General features: G+C 59.2%; 11 protein-coding genes. 3 read left to right on the plus strand and 8 right to left on the minus strand.

Translation table 11 applies throughout. The annotated features are described in order from the left end of the window. Positions 1-108 precede the first annotated feature (108 nt). The 3 genes from ACZYSM_RS05370 to ACZYSM_RS05380 all read left to right on the plus strand — a co-directional run bounded on the left by ACZYSM_RS05370 (position 109) and on the right by ACZYSM_RS05380 (position 5,105). Complete coding sequence (locus tag ACZYSM_RS05370; protein WP_489069609.1) at positions 109-2,064, plus strand: acetoacetate--CoA ligase; 1,956 nt, start codon at positions 109-111, stop codon at positions 2,062-2,064. Between the two features lie 172 nt (positions 2,065-2,236). Beyond that, positions 2,237-4,774 carry a PAS domain-containing protein gene (locus tag ACZYSM_RS05375; protein WP_489069611.1) on the plus strand — a complete coding sequence of 846 codons (2,538 nt, stop codon included), beginning with the start codon at positions 2,237-2,239 and terminating at the stop codon, positions 4,772-4,774. A 55-nt stretch (positions 4,775-4,829) separates the two neighbouring features. Further along, a complete protein-coding gene (locus ACZYSM_RS05380) occupies positions 4,830-5,105 on the plus strand; it encodes a peptidylprolyl isomerase (RefSeq protein WP_038611202.1) in 276 nt (91 codons plus the stop codon). Positions 5,106-5,249: 144 nt separating this feature from the next. Here the strand turns inward: ACZYSM_RS05380 and ACZYSM_RS05385 are convergent, their stop codons facing one another. The 8 genes from ACZYSM_RS05385 to ACZYSM_RS05420 form a co-directional block, all read right to left on the minus strand. Then, positions 5,250-6,185, minus strand: coding sequence for a sugar kinase (locus ACZYSM_RS05385; RefSeq protein ID WP_489069614.1), 936 nt, complete (start codon positions 6,183-6,185; stop codon positions 5,250-5,252). Positions 6,186-6,330: 145 nt separating this feature from the next. Next, positions 6,331-7,548 carry an amino acid deaminase gene (locus tag ACZYSM_RS05390; protein ID WP_489069616.1) on the minus strand — a complete coding sequence of 406 codons (1,218 nt, stop codon included), beginning with the start codon at positions 7,546-7,548 and terminating at the stop codon, positions 6,331-6,333. A gap of 39 nt (positions 7,549-7,587) precedes the next feature. Beyond that, positions 7,588-8,352, minus strand: a complete 765-nt coding sequence (locus ACZYSM_RS05395) for an IclR family transcriptional regulator (protein ID WP_489069618.1) — start codon at positions 8,350-8,352, stop codon at positions 7,588-7,590. Positions 8,353-8,618: 266 nt separating this feature from the next. Then, positions 8,619-9,011, minus strand: a complete 393-nt coding sequence (locus tag ACZYSM_RS05400) for a RidA family protein (RefSeq protein ID WP_489069620.1) — start codon at positions 9,009-9,011, stop codon at positions 8,619-8,621. Positions 9,012-9,049: 38 nt separating this feature from the next. Continuing rightward, positions 9,050-9,862, minus strand: coding sequence for an amino acid ABC transporter ATP-binding protein (locus tag ACZYSM_RS05405; RefSeq protein WP_489069622.1), 813 nt, complete (start codon positions 9,860-9,862; stop codon positions 9,050-9,052). Then, complete coding sequence (locus tag ACZYSM_RS05410) at positions 9,859-10,521, minus strand: amino acid ABC transporter permease (RefSeq protein ID WP_489069624.1); 663 nt, start codon at positions 10,519-10,521, stop codon at positions 9,859-9,861. The genes ACZYSM_RS05405 and ACZYSM_RS05410 overlap by 4 nt, the downstream gene beginning before the upstream one ends. 10 nt (positions 10,522-10,531) lie before the next feature. Then, positions 10,532-11,194, minus strand: coding sequence for an amino acid ABC transporter permease (locus ACZYSM_RS05415; protein ID WP_489069626.1), 663 nt, complete (start codon positions 11,192-11,194; stop codon positions 10,532-10,534). Between the two features lie 52 nt (positions 11,195-11,246). Beyond that, positions 11,247-12,095 carry a transporter substrate-binding protein gene (locus tag ACZYSM_RS05420; RefSeq protein ID WP_489069628.1) on the minus strand — a complete coding sequence of 283 codons (849 nt, stop codon included), beginning with the start codon at positions 12,093-12,095 and terminating at the stop codon, positions 11,247-11,249. Positions 12,096-12,251 lie beyond the last annotated feature (156 nt).

Raw genomic sequence — 12,251 nt, forward strand, 5'->3', positions numbered from 1 at the left:
GCGTGCGCTGAATTTACGACCGCTTCGCGCTCGGACGCAGGCTGCGCCAGCTGCTACGGGTCGTTGTGTATCGATTAGGCATATTCTTAAAACAACAAGAGGCCCTTTATGTCCGAAATCCTCTGGCAACCCAGCGCCGAGCGAATCAGCAAGACCCGGATGGAGGTCTTTCGGCGGTTCATCAATCACCGACACGACCTTGAAATCGCCGACTACCCGGCCTTGCATCAATGGAGCATCGACCGGCGCGAAGACTTCTGGCAGGCCATCGTCGATTTCTTCGACATTGAATTTCACGCATCGCCCAGCGCAGTGCTGGTCGAAGGCCCACGGATGCCAAGCGCCCATTGGTTCCCCGGCGCCACACTGAATTTCGCCGAGCATCTGCTGCGTCGTCGTGACAAGTGTCCGGCGGTGATCGCCATCCGCGAGAACGGCCAGCGCGAACAACTCACCTACGCCGACCTGGCCAGCCATGTCGCCGGCCTGCAGAAAAGCTTGCGAGCCGCCGGCGTCGGCCTCGGCGACCGGGTTGCCGCGTGCATGCCGAACACCTGGCAAACCCTGGTCGGCATGCTCGCGACCACCAGTCTGGGGGCCATCTGGTCCTGCTCTTCGCCGGACTTCGGCACCCAAGGGGTGATCGACCGCTTTGGTCAGATCGAACCCAAGGTGCTGATTACCTGCGCCGGCTACCGCTATGCGGGCAAAGAGGTCGACCAGACGGAGAAGGTCAACGAGGTCCTCCAGCGCCTGCCGTCGCTACAACAATTGATCATCGTGCCTTACGCGCGACCTCAAGTGCGCGCAGAAGACTTCCAGACTTCGGCCAATGTGGCGCTCTGGAATGATTTCTATCAGGCAGGTGGCGAGCCCGAATTCGTCGCCGTCCCCTTCGAACATCCGCTGTACATCCTCTACTCCAGCGGCACCACCGGCGTGCCGAAATGCATCATCCACAGCACCGGCGGCGTGCTGCTGCAACACGTCAAGGAGCATGGCCTGCACGTTGACCTTGGTCGCGACGATCGGCTGTTCTACTACACCACCTGCGGCTGGATGATGTGGAACTGGCTGGTCTCGGCGCTGGCGGTCGGCGCCAGCGTGGTGCTGTACGACGGTTCACCGTTTCACCCGAAGCCTGCGCGTTTGATCGACCTGATCGACAGCGAACAGATCAGCGTATTCGGCACCAGCCCCAAGTACCTTGCGGCCCTGGAAAGCGCCGGCGTTCAGCCGCGTCTCAGCCACGACCTGAGCAGCCTTAAAGCCCTGCTGTCCACCGGCTCGCCGCTGTCACCGCAGAGCTACGACTACGTCTACCGCGACATCAAAAGCGAGCTGTGTTTGTCGTCGATGTCTGGCGGCACCGATATCGTTTCGTGTTTTGTCGCCGGCAATCCCGTATTGCCGGTGCGCCGTGGCGAAATGCAGGGCAAGAGCCTGGGCATGGCCATTGAAGTGTGGAACGACGCCGGCCAGCCGATTGTCGGAGAGAAAGGTGAACTGGTCTGCACGCGCCATTTCCCGGCCATGCCGATCGGTTTCTGGAACGACCCACAGCAGGAAAAACTCCACGCCTCGTATTTCAGCCAATTCCCTGGTGTGTGGGCCCAGGGCGACTATGCCGAACAGTTACCTCACGGCAGCCTGATGATCCATGGCCGTTCCGACGCCGTGCTCAATCCCGGCGGTGTGCGTATTGGCACCGCGGAAATCTATCGGCAAGTGGAAAAGCTCGAACAGATCGTGGAAAGCATCGCCATCGGCCAGAGCTGGCAGGACGACGTGCGCGTGGTGCTGTTTGTTCGTCTGCGTGAAGGCGTTGAGCTCAATGAAGCGCTCGAGCAAGAGATTCGCCAGGTCATCCGCGCCAACACCACGCCACGGCACGTACCGGCGAAAATCCTCGCCGTCACCGATATCCCACGCACCATCAGCGGCAAGATTGTTGAACTGGCGGTGAGAAATGTGGTGCATGGGTTGGCGGTGAAAAATACCGATGCACTGGCCAATCCAGAGGCATTGGAGCAGTTTCGGGACCGGGTGGAGTTGAAGGTATAAAGATCAGGGCTTTTAATCGCCTGAGAAACTGCCTTCGCGGACATTCCTGCCAAACATTCGATTGAATTGAAATAGCCCACTCATGCGACTTTTTGAGGTATTAAACGTCTATAGCCTGGAAGCATCGTAGAGACAGCTGCAAAAAACCGACGCCGTACTCAGGACCCCTTAGATGAACGAATCACCCACCGGCAGCGAAGCCCAAGCACTGATTGCATGCCTGGACTGGACGCAAAGTCCACTGGGCGAGCCCGGCAACTGGCCGCAAAGCCTGCGCACGGCAGTGGATATCGTGATCCACTCGCCGATGCCGATGTTGCTGCTGTGGGGTCCGCAGCTCACGCAAATCTACAACGACGGCTTCGCCCTGTTGGCCGGCCACAAGCATCCGCAGGCGTTCGGACAGCCGACACACCTGATATGGCCAGAACTCAAAGACTTCACCGCCCCTATCTACGACGCCGTCCTGCAAGGCCAGGTGCGTACCTACAGCGAGCAGCGCTTCAACCTGCAACACCTGGGCCGCGAAACCGAGCTCTGGCTTGACCTGACCTACAGCCCGATCCGCGATGAACATGGGCTGGTCGCCGGGGTTCTGGTCACCGCCATCGAAACCAACGAACGCCGCCGGGTCGCGCTGGAACTGAAAATGCGCTCCGAAGCCAGTATCAAGGCTCAGCACGAGTCCGAAGAGCGTCTGCAACTGGCCCTCGCTGCCGCGGACGCCGTCGGCACCTGGGACTGGGATATCGGCGAAGATCGCTTCATTGCCGATGTGCATTTTGCCCAGTTACACGGTGTTGATCCCGCGTTTTCCGGCAAACTGCCCATCAGCGAGTACCTGGCCGGCGTGCACCCGGAAGATCGCGGCATGGTCGCCCGCAGCATCAAACACTGCATCACTCACGGCACCGAATACTCCGAGGAATACCGACTGCTGCAGCCCAATGGTCAGGTGCGCTGGGTGTTTGCCCGGGGACGCTGTTACAAGGATCACCATGGACGGCCGACCCGATTCCTCGGTGCCGCGCTGGACCTGACGGATCGTAAACGGATCGAGCAAGCGCTGCGCCAAAGCCAGACCGAGCTGCAACTGATCATCAACGCCATGCCGGTGCTGATCGGCTATGTCGATCAGGACGAGCGTTTTCGGCTGAACAACGCCGCCTACCTGGACTGGTACGGGATGACCCCGCAAGAGTTGTACGGCAAAACCATTCGCGAAGTGATCGGCGATGAGCTTTACGCCACCCGCGCCGAGCAGATCGCCGCTGCCCTCGCAGGCAAACCTTGCAGCTTTGAGGCCGACTCTTACCACCGTGACGGTCGTCCGCGCCATGCGTTGATGAAGTACCTGCCGCGCTACGGGGCTGACGGCGCGATAAATGGCTTCTACATTTTTGTGATCGATGAAACCGAGCGCAAACAGACCGAAGCCGCCCTGCGCAACCTCAACGAAACCCTGGAAGAACGTGTTACCGCCCGGACCCGGGAACTGGCCGAAAGCAACCAGCGACTGCAAAACGAAATGTTCGAACGCGAGCGCGCCGAAGACGCGTTGCGTCATGCGCAAAAAATGGAAGCCGTCGGCCAGCTCACTGGTGGCATCGCCCACGACTTCAACAACATGCTGACCGGGATCATCGGCAGCCTCGATCTGATGCAGCGCTATATCGCTGACGGGCGCAGCGCCGAAATCAGTCGTTTCACCGAGGCGGCGGTATCGTCGGCCAACCGCGCAGCAGCCCTGACCCACCGGCTGCTGGCGTTCTCCCGGCGGCAATCGCTGGACCGAAAACCCATCGATCCCAATCAGTTGGTGCGCTCGCTGGAGGACCTGCTCAGCCGGACCAAGGGCGATCACATCCAACTCAAGCTGCAGCTGGCCGCCGAAGTCTGGCCGGTCAGCACCGACGTCAGCCAACTGGAAAATGCCCTGCTCAACCTGGTGATCAACGCCCGCGATGCCATGCCCAAAGGCGGCGAACTGCTGATCGAAACGTCCAACAGTTACCTGGACGGTACTGATATCAGCACCCTGGAACCGGTCAAGGCCGGTGATTACGTAATGATTGGCGTCAGCGATAATGGCAGCGGTATGACCCCTTCGGTGCTGGCCAAAGCCTTCGAGCCGTTTTTCACCACCAAACCCATCGGTCAGGGCACCGGCCTGGGTTTGTCGATGATCTATGGTTTTGCCCAGCAATCCGGCGGCCATGTCAGCCTTTCCAGCCTCCCGGGCCAAGGCACCAGCGTGTGCTTGTATCTGCCGCGGCTTTACCTTGCGCCAGCGGAGGAAACCCAGGCAGTCACCGCCCAGGAAACGCCGCCCGCCCTCGCCGGTGAAACGGTGGTGCTGGTGGAGGACGACCCGGCGGTGCGTATGTTGGTACTCAATGTGCTCGGTGAGCTGGGCTATCACGCCCATGAAGCTGAAGACGCCAAAACTGCACTGCCGCTGCTGGAGTCCGACCTGCGGGTCGATCTGCTGGTGACCGACGTCGGCCTGCCGGGCATGAATGGTCGGCAACTGGCGGAAATCGCCCGCCAGTATCGACCCGAGCTGAAAGTGCTGTTCATGACTGGCTACGCCGAAAAAGCCCTCGAGCGCCAAGGGTTTCTTGAGGAAGGCATGGACATGGTCGCCAAACCGTTTTCCATTGACCTGTTGGCCAACAAGATTCGTTCGATGATCAGCCAGAAAACCTGAGTTTCGGGCATAATCCCGCGCCCCGCTGACATCACCGCTTCAAGGTAACTGCCCCATGAAAGCTCAAGCCCGCCATATCCTGGTGAAAACGGCCGAAGAGGCCGAACAACTCAAGCAACGCATCGCCAAAGGCGAAGCCTTCGATGTGTTGGCCAAGAAGTACTCCACCTGCCCTTCCGGCAAACGCGGTGGCGACTTGGGTGAGGTGCGGCCCGGGCAAATGGTTGGGGCCATCGATCAAGTGATCTTCAAAAAGCCTCTGCGTGTCGTGCATGGGCCCATCAAGAGCAAGTTTGGTTATCACCTGGTGCAGGTGTTTTATCGGGATTGATCGGGTGTCTTCAAGGGCCTCATCGCGAGCAAGCCCGCTCCCACATTAGACCTGCGTCGACCATGGATCTGGCAGTTGAATGCGATCCAGTGTGGGAGCGGGCTTGCTCGCGATCCGAATGCGCAGCAGGCGGCCATTCCCAGCCTAATCTCTAGGAATCAACGCCCCAGGCACTTGAATCACCCGGCTCGCCAATCGATGCCCTGCCTCTGCCGCTTGCACCGGGCTACCACTGCTGAGTCGGCTGGCCAGATACGCTGCGCTAAACGAATCCCCCGCAGCCGTGGTGTCCACCACCCGTTTGACCACGTGCGCCGGCACTTCAAAATGCTCGCCTTCACATCGGATCAAACACGCCTCGGCGCCGCGTTTGAGCACCACTTCGGGGGTCCCGATCTGCTCATAAGCGGCAAACACTGCTGCACTATCGGAAAAATGGAACAGCGCCTGCTCGTCATCCAGCGTCAGCAACGCCAGATCGACATACGGCAATACCATGCGATACGCCGTCCGCGCATCCTCGACCGAAGCCCACAAACGCGGCCGGTAGTTGTTGTCGAAGACTATTCGCGCATCCCGCTGCCGGGCTTCAATCAGGGTTTCCAATAACCTCTCTCGCCCTTGCACGCCGAGCACCGCCAAGGTGATACCGCTAAAATACAGCACGTCGTAATCCGGCAGTGCCGCCAGAATCGGCGCGGCCGCAGGCGTGGTGAAGCAGTCACGCACCGCCGCTTCGTTGCGCCAGTACAAAAAGCGCCGTTCACCCTGGGCATCGGTCTGGATGCAATACAAACCCGGCAAGCGTCCCGGCAGACGCTGGACCATGCTCAGGCCAATACCTTCGTTCGCCCAGCTCTGGCACATGGCATCGCTGAAACTGTCATCACCCAGGGCCGTGACGTAATCCACCGTCGCCGCATTGCCCAGCTCGCGGGACAGATAGACCGCGGTGTTCAGGGTGTCACCACCGAAGCTTTGTTGCAGAGTGCCGTCAGCGCGTTGCTGCAATTCGATCATGCACTCGCCGATCAGCGCGATACGCCGGGCGTTGGGGCCTAGATTGCTGATGGTGTTCATGTTCAGAGGGCTCTCAGGTTATTCAGATGTTTCAGCATTGCGTGACAGGCCGCCATCGCGAGCAAGCTCGCTCCTACAGGGGAATGCGATCATCTGTAGGAGCGAGCTTGCTCGCGATGGCTGCGACTCGGTCTCGGTGTTGAACCTAGAAACAGGTTTCCATGCTTTCGATGACGTTCAACTGCTCATCCACCAAACACCCGGTGCGCCACTTGTCGAAGGTCAGACACGGGTGGGAGGTACCGAAGGAGATAATGTCTCCCACCCGCAACTCGCAACCGGGTGCCACTGTCATAAACGCATGCTGGTCCATCACTGCCGTCACCTTGCAAGCACTGACGTCGTCACCCTTGGCCGGCAGTACACCAGCCTTGTAGCGCAGCAGCGGCACCGGCAAACCGGCGTCGTACGCGACATCGCGCTTGCCCAGGGCGATCACCGCGAAACCTGGTTCCGGCATCGATTGCACATGGGCCCAGACTTCCAGCGCCGGGCGCAAGCCTTCGTGCAAGTCGCTTCGACGGTCCAGCACGCAGCATTGCGCTTCTTTGTAGATGCCATGGTCGTGGGCCACATAGCTGCCGGGACGCAGCACACTGAGGAAGCGTCCGCTGGCGTTCTGCGCTTCGAAGGATTCGGCGATCAGGTCATACCAGGCTGAACCTGACGCAGTGATGATCGGCTTGTCGATATCGAAGGTGCCGCTGTCTTGCAGATCCACCGCCAGGCGGACCAACGACGCCGCAAACTCACGAATCCCACTCACCGCTTGGTCGCCGTGAATCACCCCTTCGTAACCTTCAATACCGGTCAACGCCAGCGCTGGTTGCGCCTTGATGGCCTTCGCCAGGTCGAGCACTTCCTGCTCGCTGCGACAACCGCAACGGCCGCCGACCACGCCGTATTCAATCATCACGTTCAGGCGCACACCGCGTGCGGCGAAAAACGCCCCGAGGTCGGCGACGTTGTCCGGGTGATCAACCATGCAGTGGAATTCGAACTGTGGATCGGCCAGCAACTCGGCGATCAACGCCATGTTTGGCGCGCCGACCAATTGGTTGGCCATCAACACCCGACGCACGCCATGGGCATAGGCCGCACGGGTCTGTACCGCAGTGGCCAGGGTGATTCCCCAGGCGCCCTGCTCCAACTGACGGCGAAACAGTGCAGGGGTCATGCTGGTTTTGCCGTGGGGCGCCAGTTCTGCGCCGCTGTTGCTGACGAAGTCCTGCATCCAGCGAATGTTGTGCTCCAGGGCGTCGCGGTGCAGCACCAGAGCCGGCAAGCTGACGTCGCGCACCAGGTTGACACCGGGCTGGGCTGCGCCCTTCTCCACGGCATCGATATTCAAGGCAGAAGGCATGGTCTAACTCCTCACAAACGCGGCCACGAGCAGCCGCTGCTATTCGTTGATACGACGGGCCAGGTTGTTCGCGCTGTCGATCAGCACCCGGCGGTAGTCGTTGTAATTTTTCTTGGCGTCGGCCCTTGGGGCGACGATGCACAGGGTCGCAATGCAAATGCCGCGCTCGTCTTTCACTGGCGCAGCGAAGCAATGGGTAAAGGTGTCGGCCACGCTGTCGAAGGAAAAGAATCCGTCGAGGCCGGCCTGACGAATTTCCTTGAGGAATGTCTCCAGCGGCAGGCGCTCACCGTCGGGCAGAATGAAGTCGTCGTGATCGATCAGGTCGACAATTTCTTGATCACTCAAATGGCTGAGCAGCAAACGCCCGGAAGCGGTCCAGGGGATCGGTGCGTTCTCGCCGATGTCCGAGGAAATCCGGAAATGTCGCTCGCCTTCTTTCATCAGTGCGACGGTGTATTTGCGTCCGTTGAGCAGGCACATTTGTGCCGTTTCGTGGGTTTGGCTGACGATTTCCTGCAAGGCGTGGTCAGCCTCTCGGGTCAGGTCGAAATGGCGTAAGTGCGCCTGACCGAGGAAGTACAACTGGCGGCCGAGGTAGACGTGACCGTCCTTGCCCACCGGCTCGAGAATCCGCCGTTCGAGCAGGGAGGCGACCAGCTCATAGACCGTGGACTTCGGGCTACCGATGCCGCTGGCGATGTCGTTGGGGCGCAGCGGCTGGCCGATTTCCTTGAGGAAATCGAGGATATCGAACGCCCGGTCCAGCCCGCGAGCGCGGCGCTTGATGGTGTCTTCGGTCATGTCAGTGGGTTCCCATTCAAATTCGCCGGGGATATTAACCATGGCTCGGGCGACAGGCTAATGGTGTCAGCAAGATCCACCCCTCACCCCCCGCCCTCTCCCCAAGGGGGAGAGGGGAAAGGGAGCCGATTTGCGTCGTTTCCATTATGTCCATTCAACTCAATATCCCAGGTCGCAGCACGTCGAGAGAAACATACGGTCAGTCCCCTCTCCCCCTTGGGGAGAGGGTTAGGGTGAGGGGTGGCCCTAAAGACCACCACAAAAAATCAGGCCTTCTTCGCCTTATAAGCCACGCAATCAATCTCAACCTTGCAATCGACCATCATGTTCGCCTGCACGCAGGCCCGCGCCGGGGCGTGTTCACTGGCGAAGTATTCGGAAAACACCTTGTTGAAACTCCAGAAATCCCGCGGGTCCTCCAGCCATACGCCGGTACGCACGACATCTTCCAGGCCATAACCGGCCTCTTGGAGGATGGCGATCAGGTTGCGCATAGTCTGATGAGTCTGCTCGACGATCCCGCCGTTGATGATCTCGCCATCCAACGCCGGGACTTGGCCAGACACGTACAGCCAGCCATCGGCCTCGACTGCGCGGGCGAATGGACGGGGCTGGCCGCCACCGGCGGTGCTACCGGTGCCGTAACGAGTAATGCTCATGAGTCTTTCTCCTGTTAAAACCAAGTTGAACTAAAAAACTAGAAACGGGTGTTCTTGAGGAATTCCGCCAGACGCGGCGATTGCGGGCGCTCGAAGAGCTCTTTGGGTGGGCCCTGCTCTTCGATGCGGCCCTGATTCATGAAGACGATCTTGTCCGAGACTTCAAAGGCGAAGCGCATTTCATGGGTGACCAGCAACATGGTCATACCGTCCTCGGCCAGGCCTTTGATCACGCTCAGCACTTCACCCACCAACTCCGGGTCCAGGGCCGAGGTCACTTCGTCGAACAACATCAAGCTCGGGTTCATGGCAATCGCCCGGGCGATCGCCACGCGCTGCTGCTGGCCGCCGGACAATTGCCCGGGAAAGTGGTTACGCCGATCCAGCAAGCCAACGCGCTCCAACCACTTTTCAGCCAAATCGACGGCTTGATCCTTGGGCAGCTTTTTGACTTTCAGAAGCCCAAGCGTGACGTTCTGCAGAGCCGTCAGGTGCGGGAACAAATTGAATTGCTGAAACGCCATGCCGGTCATGGCCCGATGCTGGGCAATAACTTTTTCCGGGTGACGCACGCGCTTGCCGTTGACCTCCTCGTAACCGATGGACTCGCCATCGAGCATGATCTGCCCGCCTTGAAACTCTTCGAGCATGTTCACGCAACGCAGCAGTGTGGTCTTGCCCGAGCCGCTGGAACCGATCAGCGTGACTACGTTGCCGCGCTGCATTTCCAGGTCCACGCCCTTGAGTACTTCAAGCTTGCCGTATTGTTTGTGCAGCCCGCGAATGCTCAGCAGTGCCTGGGTTTCTTTTGGATTTGCTGGGATTTGAGTCGAAACTTGAGCTTGAGTCATGGCAAAGCCACCCGTTTTTCAATATGCCGGCCGAGTAATTCGATGGCGTAGTTGATGATGAAAAAGAGAAAACCGGCGAAAAGGTAAAACTCCAGGGTCATGAAGGTCCGGGCGATTATCTGCTGGGTACTGAGCAGCAACTCGGCCACACCGATCACCGACAGCAAGGTCGAGGCCTTGACGATCTCGGTCGATGAATTGACCCACGTCGGCAAAATCTGCCGCAGTGCCTGAGGCAACAGCACGTAGCCAAGCGTCTGATAAAATGTCAGGCCAATGGCCTTGCCCGCTTCCATCTGCCCGCGCGGCAATGCTTGCAAAGAGCCGCGAACGATCTCCGCGACGTGAGAGCCGCAGAACAGCGTCAGCCCCAGAGCTCCGGCCTGGAACGCGCTGATCTGCCAGCCCAGCGCAGGTGCCATATAGAAGCAGGCCAACACCAACACAAACACCGGCGTACCGCGGATCAGATCGACGTAAAAACGAAATGGCGCGCGCATCCAGAACTTGCCGTAGGTCAGCACCAGCCCGGCGACAATACCGATCAAGGTGCCGAGAATAATCGCCAGTACTGAACACTGAACACTGGTCAAAAAGCCCGACCACAAGACTTCGCGAGCCACCCACAATTCGTGCAACCACGTTGGAGATTCGTACATGGGGGCCTTCCTAACGGCGAATCGCCAGACGCTGCTCCAGGTATCGCAGCAGCATGGCAATGAGGTAACAGGCGGCAACATAGAGCGCAGTGGTCACCATCCAGGTTTCGATTACCCGGTAGCTCTCGACATTGATCTTGCGCGCGTAATAGGTCAGCTCCGGCACAGCAATCGCTGCCGCCAACGAGGTGTCCTTGAACAGTGAAATGAAGTTGTTCGACAGGGCCGGCAGCACGTTGCGCAGCATCACCGGCACCGTGACGTAGGCCCGCACTTGCCACTCACCCAAACCGATGGCCAAACCGGCTTCGCGCTGACCCTTGGGAATGCTCAACAATCCGGCGCGGAACACCTCGGTCAGATACGCCCCGGCGTACAACGACAGGGTGATGATGAACGACGGAATCTTGTCCAGACGAATGCCCACACTCGGTAAGGCAAAGTAGATCAACAGAATCAACACCAGAATCGGCGTGTTACGGATCACCGTCACATACACCGACGCCAGCACCCGCAACGCGCGATGCCTGGACAACAAAGCAAACGCCATCATCAGGCCGATCACGCAACCGATGGCGATCGACACCAGCGCCAGCTCCAGGCCCAGTCCGAGCCCCGCCAGCAAGGTGTCGAAATCGCGCCATACGGCGGCAAAGTTCAACTGATAGTTCATGGTCAGCAGCACCTTGAGCGGGGCGATTCATGACCGCCCCGCTCTCACCGGATCATTTGAATTCGACGGGAAAGCCAATCTCTGGAGACGGTAGATCGACACCAAACCACTGTTTGAAGGATGCCGCGTAGGTTGGAAACTCAACGCCGGTCATGGCTTCATGCAAGACAGTGTTGACGAAGTTCAGCCAATCCTGATCGCCACGTTTGACCGCGCACGCGTAGGTCTGTGGGCTCCAGGCGTAAGTCGGGCTGCGATAGCGGCCAGGGTTCTGCACCATCAGGTATTTGACCGATGACTGATCGGTGGCGGCTGTGTCGGCGCGGCCAGAGTTCACTGCCTGATACATCAAATCCACGCTGTCGTACTGATCGACCTTGGCCTTGGGCAGCGCCTGATGCACCAGCTCTTCGGCGTACACGTTTTGCAGTACCGCAACGGTCACGCTGTCGCCAGCGGCTTTGAGGTCTTCGATTTCTTTGTACTTGCTGTTGGCCGGCAGCAGCAGGCCGACGCCTTCGCGGTAGTACGGCAAGGTGAACGCGACCTGCTGCGCACGGCTGGCGGTCACGGTGATGAACTGGCAACTCATGTCGACCTTGTCGGTCAGCAGGTTCGGAATCCGCGCATCGGACGACTGCACCACGAACTCGACCTTGCTCGGGTCATTGAACAACCCCTTGGCAACCATCCGCCCGATATCGATATCAAAACCCTGCAACTTGCCGTCCGCGCCCTGGAAGTGCCACGGCGCATTGGTACTGCCCGTGCCCACAATCAAATGCCCGCGCTTCAACACGCTATCGAGCTTGCTGTCCGCCGCCTGCGCGACCCCCGCAGCAGAGGCCACAGCGGCGAAGAGAAAAACACACGCTTTAAATAAGGAAGGTCGGCGATGCATGGCAAGCACTCCAGGGTGATGTTTATTCCGCTATAACGGATATTGGTATGTAACAACGGAATAGACAGCAGAAAGTGTGCCATAGGCTGTAGGGGAAATGTTGGGGGGATTGAAAAGTGTTTTGAATCAGGGAGATGGAAAAACACACCCTGAATG

Source organism: Pseudomonas sp. F220, assembly GCF_057813935.1.

Excerpts from the sequence above, each read along its gene's own strand:
- ACZYSM_RS05370 (WP_489069609.1), top strand. The coding sequence starts at position 109 with ATGTCCGAAATCCTCTGGCAACCCAGCGCCGAGCGAATCAGCAAGACC.
- ACZYSM_RS05375 (WP_489069611.1), top strand. The coding sequence starts at position 2,237 with ATGAACGAATCACCCACCGGCAGCGAAGCCCAAGCACTGATTGCATGC.
- ACZYSM_RS05380 (WP_038611202.1), top strand. The coding sequence starts at position 4,830 with ATGAAAGCTCAAGCCCGCCATATCCTGGTGAAAACGGCCGAAGAGGCC.
- ACZYSM_RS05385 (WP_489069614.1), bottom strand. The coding sequence starts at position 6,185 with ATGAACACCATCAGCAATCTAGGCCCCAACGCCCGGCGTATCGCGCTG.
- ACZYSM_RS05390 (WP_489069616.1), bottom strand. The coding sequence starts at position 7,548 with ATGCCTTCTGCCTTGAATATCGATGCCGTGGAGAAGGGCGCAGCCCAG.
- ACZYSM_RS05395 (WP_489069618.1), bottom strand. The coding sequence starts at position 8,352 with ATGACCGAAGACACCATCAAGCGCCGCGCTCGCGGGCTGGACCGGGCG.
- ACZYSM_RS05400 (WP_489069620.1), bottom strand. The coding sequence starts at position 9,011 with ATGAGCATTACTCGTTACGGCACCGGTAGCACCGCCGGTGGCGGCCAG.
- ACZYSM_RS05405 (WP_489069622.1), bottom strand. The coding sequence starts at position 9,862 with ATGACTCAAGCTCAAGTTTCGACTCAAATCCCAGCAAATCCAAAAGAA.
- ACZYSM_RS05410 (WP_489069624.1), bottom strand. The coding sequence starts at position 10,521 with ATGTACGAATCTCCAACGTGGTTGCACGAATTGTGGGTGGCTCGCGAA.
- ACZYSM_RS05415 (WP_489069626.1), bottom strand. The coding sequence starts at position 11,194 with ATGAACTATCAGTTGAACTTTGCCGCCGTATGGCGCGATTTCGACACC.
- ACZYSM_RS05420 (WP_489069628.1), bottom strand. The coding sequence starts at position 12,095 with ATGCATCGCCGACCTTCCTTATTTAAAGCGTGTGTTTTTCTCTTCGCC.